This is a genomic window from Nocardia sp. XZ_19_369 (assembly GCF_015355715.1).
Taxonomy (GTDB): domain Bacteria; phylum Actinomycetota; class Actinomycetes; order Mycobacteriales; family Mycobacteriaceae; genus Nocardia.
This window is the reverse complement of record NZ_JACVED010000011.1, coordinates 157,443-178,290: the sequence shown is the minus strand read 5'-3', so window position 1 is coordinate 178,290 and position 20,848 is coordinate 157,443. Positions and strand designations below refer to the sequence as shown.

At 66.9% G+C, this 20,848-nt stretch carries 18 protein-coding genes; 9 read left to right on the top strand and 9 right to left on the bottom strand.

Features of this window, described 5'->3' with window-relative positions; genetic code table 11:
• Window positions 1-134 precede the first annotated feature (134 nt).
• Window positions 135-1,397: a CdaR family transcriptional regulator gene (locus tag IBX18_RS35375; RefSeq protein ID WP_194837807.1), complete on the bottom strand. Its 1,263-nt coding sequence runs from the start codon at window positions 1,395-1,397 to the stop codon at window positions 135-137.
• A gap of 268 nt (window positions 1,398-1,665) precedes the next feature.
• Between IBX18_RS35375 and IBX18_RS35370 the strand changes: the two genes are divergently transcribed.
• Entirely contained in the window at window positions 1,666-1,821 is a 156-nt protein-coding gene (locus tag IBX18_RS35370; protein ID WP_186818298.1) for a hypothetical protein, read from the top strand.
• A 44-nt stretch (window positions 1,822-1,865) separates the two neighbouring features.
• Here the strand turns inward: IBX18_RS35370 and IBX18_RS35365 are convergent, their stop codons facing one another.
• Window positions 1,866-2,360, bottom strand: a complete 495-nt coding sequence (locus IBX18_RS35365; protein ID WP_159080157.1) for a DUF4254 domain-containing protein — start codon at window positions 2,358-2,360, stop codon at window positions 1,866-1,868.
• Between the two features lie 385 nt (window positions 2,361-2,745).
• Entirely contained in the window at window positions 2,746-3,690 is a 945-nt protein-coding gene (locus tag IBX18_RS35360) for a glycoside hydrolase (RefSeq protein ID WP_306796551.1), read from the bottom strand.
• A gap of 311 nt (window positions 3,691-4,001) precedes the next feature.
• Between IBX18_RS35360 and IBX18_RS35355 the strand changes: the two genes are divergently transcribed.
• Window positions 4,002-4,466, top strand: a complete 465-nt coding sequence (locus IBX18_RS35355) for a hypothetical protein (RefSeq protein ID WP_194837806.1) — start codon at window positions 4,002-4,004, stop codon at window positions 4,464-4,466.
• A 20-nt stretch (window positions 4,467-4,486) separates the two neighbouring features.
• Here IBX18_RS35355 and IBX18_RS35350 read toward each other — a convergent pair whose 3' ends face one another.
• On the bottom strand, window positions 4,487-5,467 hold the full coding sequence (locus tag IBX18_RS35350) for an alpha/beta hydrolase family protein (RefSeq protein WP_194837805.1): 981 nt from the start codon (window positions 5,465-5,467) through the stop codon (window positions 4,487-4,489).
• A 500-nt stretch (window positions 5,468-5,967) separates the two neighbouring features.
• Here IBX18_RS35350 and IBX18_RS35345 point away from each other — a divergent pair, with 500 nt between their 5' ends.
• Window positions 5,968-6,435, top strand: a complete 468-nt coding sequence (locus tag IBX18_RS35345; RefSeq protein WP_194837804.1) for a hypothetical protein — start codon at window positions 5,968-5,970, stop codon at window positions 6,433-6,435.
• A gap of 71 nt (window positions 6,436-6,506) precedes the next feature.
• Here the strand turns inward: IBX18_RS35345 and IBX18_RS35340 are convergent, their stop codons facing one another.
• Complete coding sequence (locus IBX18_RS35340) at window positions 6,507-8,183, bottom strand: cutinase family protein (RefSeq protein ID WP_194837803.1); 1,677 nt, start codon at window positions 8,181-8,183, stop codon at window positions 6,507-6,509.
• An 896-nt stretch (window positions 8,184-9,079) separates the two neighbouring features.
• Between IBX18_RS35340 and IBX18_RS35335 the strand changes: the two genes are divergently transcribed.
• The 3 genes from IBX18_RS35335 to IBX18_RS35325 all read left to right on the top strand — a co-directional run bounded on the left by IBX18_RS35335 (window position 9,080) and on the right by IBX18_RS35325 (window position 11,360).
• Window positions 9,080-9,250, top strand: a complete 171-nt coding sequence (locus tag IBX18_RS35335; protein ID WP_194837802.1) for a hypothetical protein — start codon at window positions 9,080-9,082, stop codon at window positions 9,248-9,250.
• The gene (locus tag IBX18_RS35330) at window positions 9,244-9,744 is read left to right on the top strand and encodes a hypothetical protein (protein WP_194837801.1); all 501 of its coding nucleotides are present in this window, start codon (window positions 9,244-9,246) and stop codon (window positions 9,742-9,744) included. The genes IBX18_RS35335 and IBX18_RS35330 overlap by 7 nt, the downstream gene beginning before the upstream one ends.
• Window positions 9,745-9,890: 146 nt before the next feature.
• Window positions 9,891-11,360, top strand: a complete 1,470-nt coding sequence (locus tag IBX18_RS35325; RefSeq protein WP_194837800.1) for a family 1 glycosylhydrolase — start codon at window positions 9,891-9,893, stop codon at window positions 11,358-11,360.
• Between the two features lie 100 nt (window positions 11,361-11,460).
• Here IBX18_RS35325 and IBX18_RS35320 read toward each other — a convergent pair whose 3' ends face one another.
• The 4 genes from IBX18_RS35320 to IBX18_RS35305 all read right to left on the bottom strand — a co-directional run bounded on the left by IBX18_RS35320 (window position 11,461) and on the right by IBX18_RS35305 (window position 17,243).
• The gene (locus IBX18_RS35320; RefSeq protein WP_194837799.1) at window positions 11,461-11,907 is read right to left on the bottom strand and encodes a L,D-transpeptidase; all 447 of its coding nucleotides are present in this window, start codon (window positions 11,905-11,907) and stop codon (window positions 11,461-11,463) included.
• A gap of 241 nt (window positions 11,908-12,148) precedes the next feature.
• Window positions 12,149-13,666, bottom strand: a complete 1,518-nt coding sequence (locus tag IBX18_RS35315) for an AIM24 family protein (protein ID WP_194837950.1) — start codon at window positions 13,664-13,666, stop codon at window positions 12,149-12,151.
• Between the two features lie 219 nt (window positions 13,667-13,885).
• On the bottom strand, window positions 13,886-15,307 hold the full coding sequence (locus IBX18_RS35310; RefSeq protein ID WP_194837798.1) for an APC family permease: 1,422 nt from the start codon (window positions 15,305-15,307) through the stop codon (window positions 13,886-13,888).
• Window positions 15,288-17,243 (bottom strand): primary-amine oxidase, encoded by a 1,956-nt coding sequence (locus IBX18_RS35305; protein ID WP_194837797.1) that lies wholly within the window; start codon window positions 17,241-17,243, stop codon window positions 15,288-15,290. The genes IBX18_RS35310 and IBX18_RS35305 overlap by 20 nt, the downstream gene beginning before the upstream one ends.
• 367 nt (window positions 17,244-17,610) lie before the next feature.
• Between IBX18_RS35305 and IBX18_RS35300 the strand changes: the two genes are divergently transcribed.
• From IBX18_RS35300 to IBX18_RS35290, 3 genes are all read left to right on the top strand, one after another.
• Window positions 17,611-19,356 carry an amidohydrolase family protein gene (locus tag IBX18_RS35300; protein WP_194837796.1) on the top strand — a complete coding sequence of 582 codons (1,746 nt, stop codon included), beginning with the start codon at window positions 17,611-17,613 and terminating at the stop codon, window positions 19,354-19,356.
• Complete coding sequence (locus IBX18_RS35295) at window positions 19,353-19,979, top strand: TetR/AcrR family transcriptional regulator (RefSeq protein ID WP_194837795.1); 627 nt, start codon at window positions 19,353-19,355, stop codon at window positions 19,977-19,979. The genes IBX18_RS35300 and IBX18_RS35295 overlap by 4 nt, the downstream gene beginning before the upstream one ends.
• Before the next feature lie 77 nt (window positions 19,980-20,056).
• Complete coding sequence (locus IBX18_RS35290) at window positions 20,057-20,839, top strand: crotonase/enoyl-CoA hydratase family protein (protein WP_194837794.1); 783 nt, start codon at window positions 20,057-20,059, stop codon at window positions 20,837-20,839.
• Window positions 20,840-20,848 lie beyond the last annotated feature (9 nt).

The following is a 20,848-nucleotide window of genomic DNA, read 5'->3' as shown; positions in this document are numbered from 1 at the left end:
AATTCACCGCCCGCTGGACTATGCACATTGCACAGTCCGACGCTGCCGCGCCATCGACTGGCGCGGCCGAGGTGGCACCCAGCCGGCCATGGATGGCTACGACATGGACACGATGGCCGGCGACGCCGCGAGGCCTAGGCGATCGCGCGGTCCGGCTGGGGCGTCAGGAATTTGTCGCCATAGGTTTGTGCGCAGCGGAGCGCCAATTCGATATAGGTGGCCCGCTCTTCGATGGAATGCCCCAGCAATTCCTCGGTTTGGTTGATGCGGTAGCGAACGGTGTTGGGGTGCACGTTCAATTGTTGAGCGGCGGCGGGGGCATTGCGGCCGCAGGCCAGATAGGCGAGCAGTGTTTCGCGCAACCGGGCGGTGGTCTCGTCGGTGTTCATCAACGCGCCCAATTCCCTTGTCGCCATGGCACGCATCGCCTCGACGCTGCCGTCACCGGTGGTGAGGCAGACCAATTCGACGTCGCTGTAGCGAATCACCGTCGCGGCGTAATCGGTTGCGATCGCCACCCGCTGTGCGGCGATGGCCTCGCGATGACTCTGCCGGAACCCGGCGATATCCGGGGCCGACGATCCAACAGCGGCATGCAGGCCGGGCTGGCCGGCCGCGGGCAGGGCGGCGAGGTCCGGCACGCCCGCCGTGGCGAGCCACGCCCACATGCCGCGCACCCCGGACGACAGCATCAGCGGTCGCGGCGCGTCGAGCAGGGTGGCGATGTCGTTGCCGAACTTCTCCAGGGTGCGCACCGGGTCCGGGGTGGCCAGCGACTCGTCGGTCCACAGCACCAGCGCGGTTTGGTAGCGGCGCAGCGAGTGGCCGAGCTGGGTCTCGGCCTGATCGACGTCGACCGCGTCGCCGCGCAGCAGCGCACCCGCGAGCCCGAACCGCCGCGCCAGCGCGCCGCGCTGCCACTGCTCACGCTCGTCGGTGTACACCGCGACCGAGGCCTCCACACAGGTGTCGGTCCATTCGAGCACGCGATCCCAGAACAGCAGCAGCACGGCGCTGCGGAGTTGGTCGTCCTCGATCGCCTTGTTCAGGAAGTCGGTGATGTACTGCCAGAGCATGGCCTGCCCGACCCGGTAGGTGCGCATCACCACGTCGATGCCGAACCCGCGCCGGGCGACCGTCCGCGACAGCGCGAGCACCTCCGCGGGTGGATGCACCTCGAACACCTCCCGGCTCACCATGGCCAGGAAGCTGCGCCAGTGCGAGCGGGTCGCGGCATGCAACTGCTCGGCGAGTTCGGCGTCACCGGGCAGTTGCGCGTTGACCGCACTGATCCGGCCGTCGACCAGGTCGACCAGCTGCTGGGTCTGCTCGTCGCTGCGCGCCTGTGCCCCGAACTGCACGAGCCAGTCGAGGGCTTCCTGATCCAAGGCAGTCATAGCGCTCATTCTGCTGCCCGGCGTATCGGGGCGCGGCACATTCGATTACGCGACGCACACTGCTTGGTTGCAGCCGAACGTGCGCCGGATAGGTAATGTGAGTAAGCCTCGTTTCGGCGAATCTTTCCAGCAGTCGTTCGGCACATCCGATCAGCAGTGACCCCACACGTGGAGGCCGTAATGAACGGATCGGCGATCAGCGAACTATCGAGCACCAAAGAAACCTGTTGGTCAGTTTGTATTTCGGACCCGTGGGCATAACCGGCTCATGAAACCGGAGGAAGCCGCGCGCCGCTTGCTGGAGGACATTTTGGCGCGCTATACGTCGGTCGAGGAATTCATCGGCCTACTACGCGTCGACCCCCTCGAAGACACCACGGAACTGCCGCCGATATCGGCTTATCTCTGGACCATTCCCACATAGCGCCGAAACAGGCCTAGCGCCGAGACCGGCACTCACACAACAACTCAGCGATGGCCGATCGATCGTGGTCGGCGCGTCTCGATGTCGTGCGCGAGATCGGTCCACTGGTTGGCGAGCGCGGCCAGCCGGGACCACGCCGCGTGCACGCGCTGTTCGGGCACGTTCTCGGCGGTCATCAACAGGTGGTCGGCGAGGATCTGGGCGGCCGCCATCCGGTCGATGGTGCTGCCGAGGGACTCGGCCTGCTGGTCGTCCGTGCGCCGCGGCGGGACCTGCTTGGCCACCCAATCATCGATCACGGTGACGACTTCGCCACGGCGGCAGTCGATTTCCACCAGGCGGTCCGGCTGTGCGCGGCGGGTGTGGTGCAACTGCGCCAACGCTCGAGCCAGTTGGATGACCAGGTGGTCGCCCGGACGGTCCCCGGTTTGCAGTCGCAATGCGGCGGACAGTTCGTGCCAGTCCGGCAGGAGCGGCCGGCGGCCGCCTTCGCCGCACATCGCCCATGGCCTCGGTCCGTCGGCGGTCTGCACGGTCACGTGACGGGGTCGGCGCGGCCTGGTGCATGCGCCTGGCAAATGCGACCGGCTCGTGCCTCACTGCGAAGACTCTGCTGCATAGCGCACGCGCGAAACCGCGCGTCCCCCATCGTTCGATGTTCCGATTGCGTGGGCAAGGTAGGCCTTCCCTAGCGACGGTCGAGGTGCATCCGGCACCGGCGACCGGCCATATCCTCTGGGTGAGGCCGGTCGTTCTGCGCGTACCCGAGATAAGGGAGCAAAGCGCCCGGCGCCGGATGCAACTACAAGTCTCGTCGGTGACGCGGTTCACCGTAACCCTATTTCAGGTCATTCCTGGGCCGGTTTGGCCTCTTTGGTTATGTTCGGGCAATCTGCCGGACGGCGGTCAGCGCCGAGCTGTGGCCTACCGGCTGGTCTCGGGGAGCACGGTGAAGTGGCGGACGGTGCCGGACAGGTGGGGGAGTTCGATTGGCTCGGACCAGGTTCGGAAATCGTCGCGGCTGTCGCTGTAGAAGTACCGGGGGTGGTCCTCGTTGTAGTCGTCGAAGAAGATCCGCCAGCCGCCGCCGGGCAGCGGGATGACGCATTGACCTTCGCGCGGCGCGCCCCAGCGCGCCCAATCTCCGGTTGCGACAAACACATACGGGCCGGCCGGGTCGGCGGCGACGGCGAGTTCGACGAGTTTGCTGGTCTCGTTCTTGGTGAACGCGAAGTAGCGGCCGTAGTGGTGCACAACGGTGGTGTCGATGTAGCCGTAGCCGAAGTGGTCGCAGGTGGGGCGATCGACGGGGGTCTGGTAGCCGGCGGGCGGACCTAGCCCGGCCAGCGGCGTGAGCGGACCCCACGTACTCAGTTCCTTGTCTACGGCCCGCATCAGATGCGGCGTGAACCGGCATCCGTCGGACAGCGACACGATCACAGTGACGTTCCCCTGCGCGTCGACGAGCCATTCCGGCGCCCAGGTCGACGTGACGCTCGGGTCCGCCACCTCGTAGTCGTACATGTGCGTCCAGTTCACGCGGTCGTCGCTGCGCGCGAAGCCGATCGTGCGGCCCTCCCATGCGGTGGTGTACGTCAGGTAGTAGACGCCGTCGACGTGGCGAAAGAGGGACGGGTCGCGCAACAGGCCGGTCGGCGGACGGTAGGCGGGTCCGCGCAGGAGCTGGAAGTTTGTCGCATCGGTCGATTCGTACACGTACAAATCGGTTTCGCTGGAATGGGTGAACGCGGTCATCGTGTACCGCATCACCGGTCCGGTGGCCGCGGCGTGCTTCAGTGCCAGCAGGCCGAGAGGCAGGCCTGCCGCCAAGGCCAGCGCGGACCTGCGACGCATCGTCACCACTGCCACATTCCGAATTATCCAGCGCTTGTTGCCGCCCGCTTGCCGACACGCCGAAGGCAATTGGGCAGCCCACTGGACGGCGATTCGCCCAACTCGACGCGATGGCGGCTCGACGAGGTCGTCGGGCGGTCCTGGGCCTAGATCGGGTCGCCACCTCGACCGGGGAACTACCCAGGCTGATCGACCTATCGAATGGCTGTGTCGGAGAACAAGTTACGAACTAGTCCTTGGTGCACAGCCCAAGACAGCTCACCACCTGGACTGCGATTCTGTGCCTCAGCTCGTTTGCCGAACGCCGAGTAGCTGGAGTCGGAACCATGTCCGAGCCCGACCGACCGTCCCCGGGACAGCGGCCATCGCCCGCCCTCCCCACCGCCTACGAACTGCTGGACGCGATGCATGACGTTGTCCCCGAACGGCATCCGGCCGCGCCGATCCTGCGGGCCGCCTGCCTGCTCGCCGCGGTGGACGAGTGGATCCACCGCCATCGCGCCGCGATCGAGGCGAGCCCGCCCACGTCGCGCCGGGTGAACGGCCCCGGGATCGAACGCGCCGCGCGCACCCTGCGCCGCTACCTGATCGAAGGAATAGCCGCCGCGGCCCCCGGCATCGGCGGCGTCGGCAACGCCGTCGACGAACTGGCCCGCGCTTGGGTCGACTGGCGCGATGTCAGCACCGGCGACGACCTGCCCCGCCAGGTCGACACTCATCAAGCCCTGATCGCCGCCTGCGCCGCCTACGACAAGCTCGCCGGGCACGATCGTTACGAGACAGAGCGCTGATCAGTACCCGGCGGGATCGGTCAGATTCCGAGACCGGCTCTGAGCGTCGGCCACGAATCATGCAGGGCATCCTGCCAATACGGCCAGGCGTGGGTGCCGGGGGTGTTGTAGCGGATGGTTGCGGGGATGCGGTGCAGGCGCAGCTTCGCGTCGAAGAGCAGCGTGCATTCGTGGGCGACCTGCTCGATGGCGATGGCGGCCGGGAGGTCGGTGGGGTAGGAGTAACTCGGGTCGAAGGCGAGGTCGTAGGGTCCTGGGACACCGGTGCCGGTGGAGAGGTAGATGGGTTTGCCGCGCAGGGCTTCGGCGTGCCGGATCGGGTCGTGGGCGGGCCACTCGGGGTTGGCGACGCTGCCCCACATGTTGTCGGCATTGCCGCCCTTGTCGGCCACGACCGTGCGGACGGTGGCCTGCCCGAGGTTGCTGGAGTACAGGCAGCCGCTGTAGGCGGCAAGAGCCCGGTACAGCGTGGGGTGGCGGAAGGTCAGCGTGGTCGCGGCCTGCGCACCCATCGAGACACCGGCCATGGCGTTGATTCCGTTGCCGTGCAGCAGATTATCGACCAGCGGTGGCAGCTCCTCGGTCAGAAATGTCTCCCACTTGTTGTGCCCGAGTGCGGGGTCGTCTTTCAGCCAGTCGGTGTAGAAGGTGCCGCCACCGCCGACGGGCATCACGACGTTGGCCTTCTTGTCGGCGAAGAAGCTCACGATGTCGGTGCGCATGGTCCAGGTGCTCAGTGGCTGAGTCTCGGTCGAGCCGTTTCCGTCGAGCAGATAGAGGGTGGGGCGCGGTGCTGTACGGTCCGCGGGCAGTAAAACATCGAGTTGCACGATGCGGCCCATGGCCGGCGACCGCACGAATACCTCCTGCCAGCGGTCCGTGCGCTGGGTGATGTGATCGACCACGGCCTGCGCGCTCGCCGGGGGCGGCGGCGTGACCAGCGGCGTGGTCACCGCGAGCGCTACCGCGACCAGCCAGGCGGTACGGCGAGATCGCCGCATCGGTTTCGAACCAGAACCGTACATTGTCATCGGGCCCGTCCTCATTACTCCTGCCTCGCGGAAAAGCGGCGAGGTAACCGTGATTCGGGATCGGACTGCCGCCCGTTACGGATCCACACGAAGCGGTTGTGCGCGCGGGCGTGTCACTTTCTACCGAATGCAAGATTGCGTTTATCCAGCGTCGGCACGGTCAGCGGAACATTCCATCCGGAATCGCCACGGGATTGGGATCGACTGGGTAATCTGTTCGAGTCCCATGAAGTTCGGGACAGTTCCGCAGAGTGAGTCGTGGTCGCCCCTGCGGCTCACTATCGCTGTACACAGTCCGATGAGGCTCGGGGATCCCCCGGGCCTCATTGGTCGTGCTCGGGCAATTTTGCTGTCGTAGCGACAATTCGCGCCGAATTCTCCGATCCAGACGCGCCGTCGATCCGAATACGTCGTAGTGCCGACACGTGTCGGCCGCCTGTATCGCATTCGCTACGACAAAGGGGTTACCTATGTTTCACAAAACCGCGATCGCCGCGGTGACCGGGCTGTTCGCCGTCACGGCGACGCTCGCCGTTGCCGCGGGCGCGGCAAATGCCGCCCCGCAACAAGATTCGGGCACGGCGCCGAACGCGACCACCCTGGCACAGAACTTCGACGCCGTCGCGGAGCCGGACACGTTGGGTGGCAAGGAAGACAACGGAAAAGGCAAGGGAAAGGGCCAGGGTAAGGGTAAGGGCAAGGGCAAGGGCAAGGGCAAGGGGAAGGGCGGCAAGACCGGCGACGAATCGGCAGCCGTCGAAACCGAACTCGCGGCGACACTCAACTCCACTTTGCGGGATTTCCTCCGGCCACCGAATGGCGGCGCGGAGCTGGGCCTCGGCGGCATACCCGTCGACAAGTGGCTCGATATGTTCCTCGGCCCCGAGCCGGGCGCCGACGGCGACATGCCGAAGGCCAAGCCGATCATGCCGCGGTAGTGACCTCCCCGCGTTACTGATTCATCCGGCAACAGGCAGGTCCGCATCGCCGATTATGCGATCGGACCTGCCTACTGTCGTTCATGGAGAAAGTCTGTGTCCCACCCCGTACGGACGATCCTTCTGCGACCCGAGTAGAGCAGGCAGGCGCTTTCGGAAAGGAGCAACGCCCAGACGAGGTGCCGACTTGTGGTGAGGCGCTTGGTCTTCGCCTCGGCGGATTCCGGCCGGATGCGACCACGCGACGGATCAGTGGTGTCCACCTGCGCACCGGTACCGACCTCGAGAGCGGGGTTCTTCGGCTTCCGTTGCGGGGTAGAGGGTTTGGTGGCGCTACCGGCGGAGGGCGACCGGACTTCGGGATCAGGGATGGTGACGAGCACGCTGTCGGGCTGGGCGAGACCAGGTTTGGGTTCAGCAGGCACCGGTAGCGCACGGGCGAGTTCGACGAACCAGTCGGCGATGAATTGCGCCGAGGGGCGGTCGGCGTCGACTGCGGTGACCGCATATGCGCCGTGGCGGGTCACCGCGTCCTGATACTTCGCCCACACCTCGGTGTCCACGAGTTCGATGTTGTCGCTGACCAGGCGTCCGATGGCGTTGAACGCCTGGGTGACGACCTGGGTGAACCGCGGTGCGGCGGAGCGTTTGGGCATCGCGGCGAACATCTTGGCGCCGAGGGTGGCCAGGCCGGCCAGCGGATCCGTGGCGCCGAGGGCCCCGATCTGGCAGACGTCTTCCGGATGCAGCACGACGCCGACGATGCTGGTCAGGGTGTTCAGCGTGATGGTCGCGATGCGCAGCGCGGCCGCCTGCCCGGTCGGGTCGTCGATCACCGAGCGCGGGTCGGAGGCTTCGGCGAGTCGTTCGCTCAGCGATTTGTCGCGGGCCAGGACGAGGCTGCCCGGGGTGAAGCCGTGCAGGTCCTTGTCGACCACGTCGGTCGCGGTCTTGCTGACCGTGGCGGCCAGGGCGTCGGTGATCGATGACAGCGCGGTCAGCGGGTCGTCCAAGGGCAGCAGCGCCTGACCGGCGATGTTGGTGATCATGTGCAGGATCGGGGCGTTCGCGGGGGAGTCGCAGGCGAGATCGCCGTCGATACAGAACGACGCGACCCGGCCGGTGAGCGCGCCGAAGTCGGGGGCGAGATCGCGCAGTGGCCCGATTCCGCCACCTGCGGCGGGCGCGGGCTGGGCCTGCAGCGCGGCCAGGCCGGTCGACACCGTGCCCGGTGCGGGATCCGGTGCGCGTTTGCCCGCGGCGCCGGGGAACAGCGGTGCGCCGGGGTAGCGGGTGGGGTCGGCCAGCAAGGCGACGCCCGCGATCCGGTCGGCGGGCACGGGGGATTCGCCGCGGCCGATTTCCTGGGCGAGCAAGGAGGCGATATGTGCGCCCTGGGAGTACCCGACAAAGGCCAATCGGGTGTCCTGGCACCGATCTACGACCGATTGCGTCATCGCCCGCAGTTGCTGCAGGCCGCCGGTGACCGATTGCGAGTAGGGGACTTGGCCGCCCGGCACCGCACCGCCGAAACCCGCTTCGTAGGGGACATAGGCGCGATCGACCCGGTCCGGCTCCGCCGCCAGCATCGGCCGGAGGATCGCCGACAGCATGCCGCGGTCGGCCGAGGGGTTCGCGTCCGGAGATGATTCGCCCGTGCCGGGCACGCCGATGGCGTACAGGGCTGGGCAGCGCGGTGATTGGCCGGGCGCAGGCTGAGCCGGGACGGTGCCTGCTCCGGTATGCATGGCGAAGGCCGCACCTGCGACGATTGTTCCTAGTCTCCGAATACCTGTTCTGGAGAACAGCATTCGACGCACTATCTCCACCTTCACATTGCTCTGCTCGGCTCTGGGCCGGTAGTGGTCACGAAGGCCTGCGGCGTTCGCCGGTCCGGGGTGGGCTTCGCCGCCACCCCGGACCGTGTCGAATCAGCCGCCGAGAAGCGCGGTTACGACGCTGGTGAGGCCCGAGGTGAGGGCGGTAACGATGGCAGTGAGGAGCGGTGCGAGCATGATCTCCCTTTCGTTTCCTGTGTTTTCAAGCCACCTGGTCAGTTTTCGTGCGGTCGATCCGACGCCGAGTCTGAAATGTCGGTGCCCCGTTACGAGAACTCCAGGTGGCGGGAACAACCCGGTTGGGCGTCCAACGCTGACCATGCCGGGAACCGTCAGTGGCAGGCGTCGATAGTGTCTTCGTTACCCGAGTACGTTCGGATGGAAGAATCTTCGATAGATTTTTGATCAGGCGCTGAGCTGGGAAAATGGCTGCTGCCCTGCGGCTTCGCCGGTGACGGCCGCCGCGCGCAGGTGTTTTGTCCTTTTGGGGACAGGTGCGCTAGCCTTCCTCGGCGATCCAGCTCGTGCTCTCGTTCGGCAAATGTCATCGATCCGTCAATGGCGAATCACAGGAGCAGTCATGTTGAGTGGTCTCTTCGGTCTAGTGAACAGTGTGCTCGCGGTAACGGAGAACCTCGTCGGGATTCTCACTTTCGGCATCTTGGGTTAGCGGCAGGCGCGCATTTCCGTTGGCTCCGGATCGAATTCGGGCAATCCGGAGATGTGCGCCCACTGCGCATGCTGTGTGGCTCCTACCGCATTCGCCGGGTGTACCGGCGCACGAGCAACGATCGAGGAGGTTCGCTGTGACGCGTTTGTCGAAGGAATTAGCGGCTTTTGCCCTGCTGGCGATCGTAATCTACTGTGCGGCAACGGATTCGCTGGCTTTCTGGAACCAGGACAGCGTCGGCCGGGACTGGTTCGGGGTGTCCGGCGAGGGCGCTCCACAGCTCGATGGCGGCGGGTTCCCTTGGTAGGCAAAGTGATTCCGCTGCTGCCCGGTGGCGCCCAGGGGACCGCCGTGCTGGAGGTCGACGACACCCGTGAGCTGCTCGCCCAAGCGCGCGCCAGAGCGACCAGCGCTGCGGGCCGGGCCAGTGCCGCGAGCAGGCGTGCGGTGAACCGGGACAAGGCGGTCGACCATGTCGCGCGCGCCCACGGCGCCGCCCGTGCCGTCGCGGCCGCGAACACCACCCGCGACGCCGCATGGCACGCGTATGTCGCCGCCAACCACGCGATCAAGGCCACCTTCTACGCGGTCGCCAGCGCCGACGCGGCGGTCACCGTCGGGGACGCGGCCGCCGCCGCGCTCGCCGCCGCGAAGGCCGCCGCCTTCGCCCCCGACGACATCACGGTCGCCAATGCCGCCGCCGCGGCGGAGGAGGCCGCAGCTGGTGCCAGCAACGGGGCCTACGGTGCCCCGACTGCCGTGACGATCGCCCGGATCGACCGGCGCATGTCCACGAACTGACGCGGGTCCAGCGCAGAATCGTCGGCTCTCGCAACTGCCTGGCTGCGTGGCCAGGTCTGCTTCTCGTGGGTGTTCCGTGCCCTGCACTCGCCGAGAGGACCGAGCTTGCCGAGGGTTCAGCAATTAATCGGTTAAGTTCACGGTTTATGCGCACATGGACACGGCGTGCCGCGGTAGCACTCGCGGCTTCGATGGCCGCGCTGCTGGTCCCCGGCGAGAGTGTTGCTCAGCCGGAGCCAACGGCGGGGGTGGCCGCGCTCGGGCCCGACTTCCTCTGGGGCGTCGCGGCGTCCGGCTTCCAGTCGGAAGGGCACGCGCCGGGCAACGACCGCCCCGGCACAGGTGCGCTGGGCTCGGTTTCGGCGCATCGCGTTTCCGTGGGCAACGATGCGCCCGACAGCAATTGGGTGCGCTACATCGAGCGCCACCCCGAGTTCGACCGATATCAGAGCGCGATCGACTTCTACAACCGGTACGCCGCCGATATCGATCTGGCGAAGTCGCTCGGGGTGAAGGTGTTCCGGATCGGGATCGAGTGGGCGCGGCTGCAACCGACGAGCCGGCTGGAGTGGGACGCCGACGGGTTCCGCTTCTACGACGCGGTGATCGCCAAAATCGTCAAGGCGGGCATGCGGCCGATGCTCACCCTCGATCACTGGGTGTACCCGGGCTGGGCCTACGACGGCGCCTTCCAGGGCAAACATTCCGATTCCCCGGACACCGGCTGGGACAACCCGGAAATGGTGGAGGCCTGGCTGGCCAATATGCGCAAGGTGGTGGACCGATACGCCCCGCGAAATCCGTTGTGGGTCACCATCAACGAGCCGGTCGCCTACATCATGCACGAGGTCCGCAACAACGCCACCAACCAGGGGCGGATGGAAGATCTGGTGGCCGAGGCGCACAACAAGATCTACGACTACATTCACCAGGTGCGCCCCGACGCGCAGGTGACCAGCAATATCGGCTACGTCGCCGGAATCGATGATCAGGTCAACGGTGGACTCTTCGCGAAGATCGCCGACCACCTCGACTACATCGGCGTCGACTACTACTTCGCCTTCGAGCCGCCGGCCTCGTCGCCACCCGCCACCGTCCGGTCCATCGCGGCCATCGGGTCACCCGGTATGTGGAACCTGCCGATCCGGACCGAGGGCATCTACTACGCGGTGAAACGCTATGCGGAGGAGGCGCGCAAGGTCGGCAAGCCCGACCTGCCGATCTACGTCGTCGAGAACGGCATGCCCACCGAGGATGCCAACTCCGACGACAGCAATACGCCGGGTACGGGCAACTACAACCGCAGCGACCACTTGCGCGACACCGTCTACTGGCTGCAACGCGCCAAGGCCGACGGCGTGAACCTGATCGGCTACAACTACTGGAGCATCACCGACAACTACGAATGGGGCAGCTACCGCCCACGATTCGGCCTCTACACCGTGGACGTGCTCGGCGACCCGGCCCTGCAGCGCCGCCCCACCAAGGCCGTCGCCACCTACACCGAGACCATCGCAGCGGGCGGCGTATCGCCCGACTATCGGCCCACCCGCCCGCCGTCCGGTTGCGACGTCGTCGACCCCACCCCCGGCTGCGTCGATGTGGCGGCCCCGTAGCCGCCTATCGGAACGGCCGGGATGGCCGACTTCGGGGTTACCGAGAGCAAAAACGGGATGCCCGTCGAGGGCATCCCGTTTCGCGTGTTGAAAGATCGTGTTACTCCACGACTTCGACTATGTCGCCGGGCTCCAGATGATTGAAGGTGGCCTCGGCGGCATCGGGGTTCATTCGAATGCAGCCGTGCGACATCGAATCGAGTGGCCCGATGTGTGTGGCGATATCGCCGTCGAAGAAGACTGCGTATTCCATCGGTGCATTGTGCATTGTGCTCCAGAAATCTCGCCGCTTGAAGTCGACATCGAAGACGCCGACCTGCGACTCGTATCCCGGCCTGCCGATCTCGATCGGCTTCGGGCCGAAGACGGTCCGGCCGTCCTCCATCAACCACACTTCCTTGGTCGACAGCCGCATGCACGCGCGCACCTTCGCCGCGGTGCACGGTGCGTAGACCGGCGCGGGTGGCGGCGGCTGGATGATGGCCGGAATACCCGGTATATCTGGGCCGCCGGGCCATAACGGCTCGGCCTGCGCGGTTCCCGTCATGGCGAATCCGGCTGACGCGACCCCGGCCAGTACCGCGAATCTAGCCGCCCGATCTCGAAAACGCCTGCTGCTCGTCAAATTTCCGACCTCTCTTCGCCTTACCGCCACGCTTTGTGCCGAATGCCAGGGTGATAGGAATGCCTCGTCGCAACGCTCAGAAATCCGAGGTGCTGCCGATCATCGCGGACGGTGCGCGTGTGGTCAATCGTGGCGCGCGAATTGTTAGCCGAACTATCCCTGGTTAACCGAACAGCCCCCCGCCTTGCCCGGCCTGCTGGCCGCCGCCGGTGCCGCCGATGAACCCGCCGGGTGGCAGCTCCGAAGGCTGCACGATGACGAAGCCGCGACCGGAGAACGCCAGCGTGAGACCCTCACCGGTGCTGCGCCCGAGCAACCTGCCCAGGCCGAACGAGTCGTTGCGCTTGATCCCGGTCTGCAAACTCGACGACCAAGCCACCGCCGCTTGCGGATCGGCGTAGGTCGGCTGATCCACCTGCAAGACCACGGGCGAGCCGTGCGTGGTGATGGCGATCCGGCCCCGTCCGGTGAAGACGCAGTTGAAAAGTCCGGCGTTACTGGCGACTCCGGCCGCACCCTGCACCCGCTGGACCCGGTAGCTCAGGCTCGAGTCGAAGGCGAGCACGTTGGAACCGTTGATGGTGAGGCCGTCACTGCCGTCGAGGTCGATGAGGTGCACGTCGGCGGCGCTGTCGGCGAGGAACAGGTCGCCGCGGCCGGAGACGTTCATCAGCGGAACGCCCTCGCCGGTGAGCCGCTGGGTGATCGCCCGGCCGATGCCGCCGGAGCCCAGCGCTTTGAACTGCATGTCGCCCTGGTACGCCACCATCGAACCGGCCCGCGCCATGACCTCGCCGTTGACGGCGACCTTGATCATCTTGCTGCCCTGCTTCTGGATGCCGACGCCGGTGACCTCGGCGTGGTTCGGGTTGAACAGATCGCTCTGCATGGGCAGTGCTCCTTGCTGAGGTGAGGGCGCGACAGGCGGTGCGTAGGCGGGGACTGGGGGTGCGCCTTGCGGGGCGTAGTTCGGTGGTGCGCCCTGGGGCGGGTAGTTCGGCGGTGCGCCTTGGGGTGGGTAGTTCGGTGGTGCGCCTTGCGGTGCGTAGTTCGGCGGTGCACCCTGCGGCGGATAGTTCGGCGGTGCGCCAGCTGGTGGGTAATTCGGGGGCGCGCCCTGGGGCGAGTAGTTCGGCGGGGGCGCGCCGTGTGGCGGAGGCGGTGCCTGCGACGGGTAGCCCGGCGGCGAAACCGGTGCGGCAGCAGCCGCACTCGGCGTGGGCGCCTCGGGTTCGTCGTCGATATTCACCCCGAACGCCGTCGCGATACCGGCCAGCCCGTTGTCGTAACCCTGCCCGACCGCACGCACCTTCCAGGCGCCGCCGCGGCGATAGATCTCCACGCACACCACGGCCGTTTCGGTGGTGAGCCCGTCCATCGGGAAAGTCAGTGTCCCCGAATCGGAGCCGATCGTCGCCTGCAGCGTGCCGGCGCGGGCGAAGGTCGGCGGTCCGCTGCCGTCGAGGCTGGCGGTGACAACTACCTTGTCGACGTCGGCCGGTAGCGCGCTGGTCTGCACGTCGACCATGTCGCCACGGCCGCTGCCGTGCCGATAGGTGACGCCGGGTCCGACCGGCTGGTTGAAGAATACGAAGTCGGCGTCGGACCGGACGCGTCCGTCCGCACCGAGCAGCAGCGCCGACACGTCGACTCCGGCCGAGCAGGCGACCGTCACCGTCATCCGATCGGCGGGTACAGGCCGGTTCTCGCCGCGCGCGAGGGCGCTCACCGGGCACCCGCGCGGTCATCGGCGCTCGGGCCGAATGGCATGGGATTCACGGCATCAAGTCTGTCCCGACTCGGCCCCGCGCGCCACCGTCCGCGCCGTACCGAGCCCGGCCCGCCGCACACCTTTTGATTTCCCGCACCGGGAATCGCATGCGATTTCATGTGCGGGAAATCAGAAAGTGTGCGGCTGCGCGGGGTTCGGGGCGGGGCGGGCGAGGGTGACGCCGAGCGCGAAGGTGGCTGCGACGGTGGCCAGGAGGACGATTGCGACGAGGGTGGAACCACCGACCAGGGTGGTGAAGTTGTCGATGACCAGCGCTGTGATCAGCAGCAGTCCACCGGTGCCGAGGACGGGCGCGATCACCGTGTGCCAGGCCCGGCGATCCACGCCGGTGCGGCGGAAGAAGACGATGATGGCGACGCTGGTGAGCAACATCAGCAGCAGCATGGCCACGGTGGCCAGGCCGGACATCCAGGTGAACAGCTGCAGGACGGGGTCGGCGCCGGCGAGTGCGAAGGTGCCGAGGAGCAGCGCCGCCGACAGCGTCTGGGCGAGCGCGGCCTTGTGTGGCGAGCCGTGCCGGAGGTGGATATGGCCGAGCGCCGGATGACCGATGCCGTCGCGGGCCAGCGCGTAGCCGTAGCGGGAGATCGCGTTGTGGAAGGCGAGCAGGGCGGCGAACAAGCTGGTCACCAGCAGTATTGCCATGAGATCGGCGGCGGATTCGCCGAGGAACAGCCGCGCGGCGGTGAAGGTCAGACCTTCGGGGTCCGCACCCGCAGCCGCCGCGACGTCATCGCTGCCGAACGCGAGCACGACCGCCCAGCTGGCCACCGCGTAGAGCACGCCGATCGTGCCGACCGCGAGGTAGGTGGCCCGGGGGATGGTGCGGCGCGGGTCGCGGGCCTCCTCGCCGTAGATCGCGGTGGCCTCGAACCCGATGAACGACGCGATCGCGAACATCAACGCGACACCGGGAGATCCGTCGAAAAACGCCGACGGAGTGAAGGAGACGGTGTCGATGCCGTGTGCGCCGCCGCGGCTCAGCACGCCGGCTGCTAACGCCACAATGCTGGCGATCTCGACCACCAGCAGCACACCGAGCACCTTGGCACCGAGCTCGATATTGCGGTAACCCAGCACGGCGACGATGGCCATCAGCGCGAAAGCGTAGACGTACCACGGTAAGTCGGGCCCACCGTAGTGCACGACGAGCTCGTCGACGGTCGACGCCGCCAGCCCGTAGATCCCAGCCTGGATAGCGGTATACGTCAGCAAAGCCAGACCCGCCGCACCGAGCCCGGCACGAGGGCCGAGGCCCCGGCTGACGTAGGCGTAGAACGCTCCTGCTTCGTCCAGATGGCTACTCATCGCGGCATATCCGACGCTGAAGAGCAGCAGGACGCCCGCGGCGACGAGGTAGGCGGTCGGCGCGCCCGCCCCGTTGCCGAGCCCGATCATGAGCGGCAACGCGCCGCCGACGGCGGTCAGCGGCGCGGCGGCCGCGATGACGAGGAATACGATCCCCGCCACCCCGATCGAACCGCGTAATCGTGCACCGGCAGTGGATGATTCAGTCAACGGGAGCTCCATGGCAGGGACTGGTCGAGCCGGCGCAGTGGCCGGAGCCGGTGCGCGGAACATCGAGGGTGGGGTTGCGGTCGAAGAAGCCGACCGGTTCGAGCGTGAAGCCGGTATAGGCGACCGGCATGATCGGCCAGTCCTCCGGGCGCGGGAAGTGGGTGAGGCCGAACGTATGCCACACGACGAGGTCTTCGTTGTCGAGCGAACGGTCGCCGGACACATAGTCGGGCAGTCCCGCACCGCCGGGATGCTGATTCACGAAATCGCCTGCGGCATAGCGCTCTTTCGGGTCATAGCGGGTAACCCAGAGACTCTTGGTGGCGAACGCGGCCCGCTGCGCGATGGGCGACTCGTCGGCGGCGAGCAGCGTCTCTTTGCCTTCCGGGTGCAGTACGTAGGAGACGTGCTGCCCCAAGCGGTTACGTACCTCGGGGTTGCTGATGTGCCAGGTGCGGCCGACCCGGTTGTCCGCGAGCCGCTGGGCCTGCGATTCGCGGATCAGCGGGGTGCGCCGCCGCGTGAAAGCGTTGCCGTGCGGGTTGTCCGGGCCGATCGGCAGCCGGACACTCTCGACCTCCGCCACCTGGTTGCGATGTCCGTCGACCATCATGTCGAGTCGCGCGCTGAACAGGTGCTGGTGATACGGCGCGCCGAGCCCGGGGGCCACCTGCGTGGAGAACGGGTGGTCGGCGCCGGGATAGGCGGCGGTGAACACGATGCCGGTGGCCTTGACCTCGAAACCGATGGTCCCGTCGAGGTACAGGTACCAGAAGAAGCCGTAGTCGTAGTTGCCGACCGTGGTGAAGAACGAGATCACCAGCCTGCGCTGGCGGCGCACCTCCCGCGAGCCGGTCCACAGGTCGGTGTGCTTCCACAGCACGCCGAAATCCTCTTCGTGCAGGCAGATCGCGTTGTGCAGGACGCGCGGCCGGCCTGCCTCGTCGGCGATGACCGCGTCGAAGTAGGTGATGTCGCCGACACAGTCGCAGCCGAGCTCGAGGGCGTTGGCGTAGCGCCCGACGAGGTACTCACCGGTGTCGAAGTAGTTCTGCCAGGAGCGGATCGGCGACGGATCGGCATAGGGCACCACCATCTCCGCGATGGACGCGCGATGGATGATCGGCCGCACCCGGCCGCCGTCGTGAAAACCGATCTGGTGCAGGACAAGTCCCTCGCGGGCATCGAAACCCACTCGCACCGACCACTTTTCCCACTCGACGAGATTGCCGCGCACGGTGAAACTCGGCCCCTGCGGCTGGGTGATCTCGATCGGTTTCTGGGTGCTGCGCAGGGGTCCGGTCACACCGGGGTCGTCGAAATTCCCGGATTCCTGGGGTATGTCGACCGGCCCGGCGTCGATCACCCGCAACACCTCGCGGGTCATGACATCGACGAAGGCGACCAGCCCGTCGATCGGATGCGCCCACGGGTGGTCCTTCTCGTGCTGCTGGTGGAATGCCAAGCCGCGCAGGATGCGTCGACCTGCCTCGCCCGGGTAGTCGAACACGCCGGCCGACAGCGGGGCGACCCGCACCTCGGTGACGTCGAGGCCGCGGGCGGCCAGCGCGGCCAGCCAGTCCGGATCGGTCGCCAGCACCGCCTCGACCAGCTCGAACTCCTCGTCGAGCACCGGCAGCTGGCCGTCGACGATCGCGTCCATGGTGCGCTGGGTGAGCACCGCGCGGCGGCCGAGCGACACGGTCAGGTCGACGGCGTTCGGACGATCCACGTCGTGCAGCAGCACGCGGAAGCAGCGGTCCAACGGCGTGGCGTCCGACCGGTCGTAGACGGCGTACTTGTCCGGTTCGTCCAGGCCGACGTAGACGAAACGTGTTGTCGGCGCGATCAGCCCGGCGTCGGCGACGACGGCGCGCACCTCGGCGATCTCCGCTTCGGTGGGCAGGGCGAGCGGATGATCGGCACGTGCCGGTGTCGGTGTGGGCATGCGGCCCCTCCATCCTGGTTCTACGAATACGGGAAACAAAGGTGTTGTTCGCCGAGGAGCTGCGTCCGAGCAGTATATTCAGCAACTATTCGGACAATTGGTAGTCATCGGGCGCGTTCGCATTGTCGATGCCTATTTACCGACCCGGCGAGAGCTCATGAAGCTGCTCGTTGTGCATGGTGGAGACGGTTATCGAGCAAAGTCACTGCCCCTGTTTCCATATTCGTTCGGATGAGAATGACGGGTGTTGATGGCCGTACTCCGAGCGTGGAGTTACGTAATGGCAAATCATTGCGCGCACCCGATTCCGGTGCGGTGTGAGAACTGACCCCTTGACGGTTAGTGACCGATCGGTTGCAATGTGAGAGTGAGCTACGACACGATCATCAAGTCCGGACGCTGGTTCGACGGTGCCGGTTCGCCCTCCGCCACGCGGCACATCGGACTTCGCGGGGATCGTGTCGTCACGGTGTCGGCGGACCCGCTCGACGAGACGGGCTGTCCGAATGTCATCGAGGCCGCGGGCAAGTGGGTCGTCCCCGGCATGATCGACATCCATACGCACTACGACATCGAGGTGCTGAAGACGCCCGCGCTCACCGAGTCGGTGCGCCACGGCATCACCACGGTGCTGCTCGGGTCGTGTTCGCTGTCGACCGTGCACGTCGAGGCGACCGACGCGGGCGATCTGTTCGGCCGGGTCGAGGCGATCCCGCGGCGCCACGTCATCGAGGCGGTCGACGAGGTCAAGACCTGGCAGTCCGCGCGCGAGTACATCACGGCGCTGGAGGAGTTGCCGCTCGGCCCCAATATCGCTGCGATGCTGGGGCATTCGGATATCCGGACCGCGCAGATGGGACTCGACCGCGCCACCCGCAAAGAGGTTCGGCCCACGCCGGCAGAACAAGCGGCCATGGAAGCGGCGCTGACCGAGGCGCTCGATGCCGGATTCGTTGGAATGTCCGCGCAGCAGCTGCTTTTCGACAAGATCGACGGCGACACCTGCCGCTCACGCACGCTGCCGTCGACCTACGCCAAGGCGCGAGAACGGCGCCGCCTCAATGCGATTCTGCGACGGCGACGCCGCGTACTGCAGGCCGGTCCCGACATCGCCTCGGTGCGCAGTATCGCCGCGATGACGCTGAGCAGCCTGGGCATCTTCCGCAAGCGATTGAAGACGACGCTGCTCTCGGCCGCCGACATCAAGGCGAACCCGGCGCTGGTCTACATCATGGGACCGATCGCGCGCGCGTTGAACGCGTTGGGCGGCGACTTCCGCTGGCAGCACCTGCCGGTGCAGTTCGAGGTCTACGCCGACGGCATCGACCTGGTGATCTTCGAGGAGTTCGGCTCGGGTGCCGCCGCGCTGCACCTCGCCGACCAGGTCGAGCGCAACGCGCTGATGCAGGACGAGTCGTATCGGCGGCGGTTCCGCAAGGACTACGACGCCAAGTTCGGGATGCGGGTCTGGCACCGCGACTTCTTCGACGCCGAGATCGTCTCCTGCCCGGACGATTCGGTGATCGGCAAGACGTTCGGCCAGGTCGGCCTGGAGCGCGGCGGCACACACCCGGTGGACGCGTTTCTCGATCTGGTGGTCGCCCACGGCACCAAACTGCGCTGGCGCACCACGATTTCCAACCATCGGCCGAAGTTCTTGACCAAGCTCGGCGCAGATCCCGGTGTGCAGCTCGGCTTTTCGGACGCCGGTGCGCATCTGCGAAACATGGCGTTCTACAACTTCGGGCTCCGCTTCCTGCGCCGCGTGCACGACGCCGAACGCGCTGGGGCACCGTTCCTCTCGCTGGAGCGCGCCGTGCACCGGCTCACCGGCGAGCTCGCCGACTGGTACGGGATCGACGCGGGACACCTGCGCGCGGGCGACCGAGCGGATCTGGTGATCATCGACCCGGCGCACCTGGACGACTCGCTGGACGCCTACGCCGAAAGCCCGGTCGCGCAGTATGACAATCTGTCTCGCATGGTGAATCGCAATGACGGAGCGGTCTCGGCCGTCTTCATCGGCGGCAAGTACGTCTTCGGCGACGGCACGGCCGCGCCGATCCTCGGCACCGGCCGCACCGGGCGATTCCTCAGGTCCCAGGTGCGGTGACCGCGCCACCGCGCCGAACCCAGGCCCAGCGCCGCGCCGCCACGATCAGCAAACTCGTCGAGGCCACCATCGAGGCCATCGCCGAGGTCGGCTACCACAACGCCTCGCTCGGTGAGATCAGCCGCCGCGCAGGCGTTTCCAAGGGCGGCATCTTCCGGCACTTCGACTCGCGGACCGACCTGGTGGTGGCCGCCGCCGAGGAGGTCGGCCGCAGGCACATGCGCGCGTTCGACAACATTCGCCTGCGCGAAAACGCCGACCGCCCACTGGATTTGACGCATATCCTGCATCGCGCCCGCAATCAGATCCGGCAGGACACCAACACGGTCTGGTTCGAACTGCTGGTCGCCGCGCGCACCGAACCGGAGCTGCGGGCCCGCCTCGCCCCGGTCGCCCGCGCCCTGATCGACGACGTCGAGCGCGTCGCCGTCGCGGCCCTCAGCCCCGCCGTCCCCGCCGATATCGCGCGTCTGCTGGCCACCTCGATTGTGCACATGTTCGACGGCGAGGCGATCTTCCGCTCCACCTATCCCAGACCCGAGCTCGAAGACACCCGGATCGAGTACATCGCAGGCACCTTCCAGCGGCTGGCGGCGCAGAGCCGAGTCGAATCGGACTCCTGAGCAAACCGTCGCGCAGGCCCCGACGAGCTGATTATGGTCTATTGCATAATCGATAACTGTCTTGTTGACTGAAGACCATGGCCGACACCGTTACCGTCGAACGCGACGGACATGTCCTGCTCATCGGGCTGAACCGCCCGGACAAGCGCAACGCGTTCACTCGCGAAATGCTCGAGGCGCTCTCCCGCGCGTACGCCCTGCTCGAGCGCGACGACGAGCTGCGCGCCGGCGTCCTGTTCGGACACGGCGAGCATTTCACCGCAGGCCTCGACCTGGTCGATGTCGCGCCCGCGCTCGCCGCCGGCACGATCACCTATCCCGAGGACGGTCTGGATCCGTGGCGGCTGAACTACCGCTGGACCAAGCCGGTGATCGCCGTGGCACAGGGTTGGTGCATGACGCTCGGCATCGAGCTGCTGCTGGCCGCCGACATTCGGATCGCCGCCGAAGGCACCCGGTTCAGTCAGCTGGAGGTCCGGCGCGGCATTTATCCGTTCGGCGGTGCGACGCTGCGGTTCTGGCGGGAAGCGGGCTGGGGTAACGCGATGCGCTGGGTGCTCACCGGAGCTGAGTTCGATGCCGCCGAGGCCTACCGGATCGGCCTGGTTCAGCAGGTCACGCCCGATGCTGCGACGGCGCTCGCCGCGGCGCGCACCCTGGCCACCGAGATCGCCGAGGACTCGGCGCCGTTGGGCGTGCGCACCATCCTCGCCTCCGCGCACCGCGCTCGCGACGAAGGCAATGCCGCCGCGGCCGAGCACCTGGTCGGCGATGTCACACAACTGTTCGCGACGGCCGACGGTGCGGAGGGCATTCAATCGTTCGTCGAGCGGCGTAAGGCGCGGTTCACCGGCAAGTAAGAGCGACAG

Coding starts and splice junctions, on each gene's coding strand:
- IBX18_RS35310 (WP_194837798.1), bottom strand. CDS start 15,307: ATGGAGCTCCCGTTGACTGAATCATCCACTGCCGGTGCACGATTACGC.
- IBX18_RS35345 (WP_194837804.1), top strand. CDS start 5,968: ATGTTTCACAAAACCGCGATCGCCGCGGTGACCGGGCTGTTCGCCGTC.
- IBX18_RS35340 (WP_194837803.1), bottom strand. CDS start 8,183: ATGCATACCGGAGCAGGCACCGTCCCGGCTCAGCCTGCGCCCGGCCAA.
- IBX18_RS35325 (WP_194837800.1), top strand. CDS start 9,891: ATGCGCACATGGACACGGCGTGCCGCGGTAGCACTCGCGGCTTCGATG.
- IBX18_RS35320 (WP_194837799.1), bottom strand. CDS start 11,907: ATGACGGGAACCGCGCAGGCCGAGCCGTTATGGCCCGGCGGCCCAGAT.
- IBX18_RS35375 (WP_194837807.1), bottom strand. CDS start 1,397: ATGACTGCCTTGGATCAGGAAGCCCTCGACTGGCTCGTGCAGTTCGGG.
- IBX18_RS35290 (WP_194837794.1), top strand. CDS start 20,057: ATGGCCGACACCGTTACCGTCGAACGCGACGGACATGTCCTGCTCATC.
- IBX18_RS35315 (WP_194837950.1), bottom strand. CDS start 13,666: ATGACGGTGACGGTCGCCTGCTCGGCCGGAGTCGACGTGTCGGCGCTG.
- IBX18_RS35370 (WP_186818298.1), top strand. CDS start 1,666: ATGAAACCGGAGGAAGCCGCGCGCCGCTTGCTGGAGGACATTTTGGCG.
- IBX18_RS35355 (WP_194837806.1), top strand. CDS start 4,002: ATGTCCGAGCCCGACCGACCGTCCCCGGGACAGCGGCCATCGCCCGCC.
- IBX18_RS35350 (WP_194837805.1), bottom strand. CDS start 5,467: ATGCGGCGATCTCGCCGTACCGCCTGGCTGGTCGCGGTAGCGCTCGCG.
- IBX18_RS35305 (WP_194837797.1), bottom strand. CDS start 17,243: ATGCCCACACCGACACCGGCACGTGCCGATCATCCGCTCGCCCTGCCC.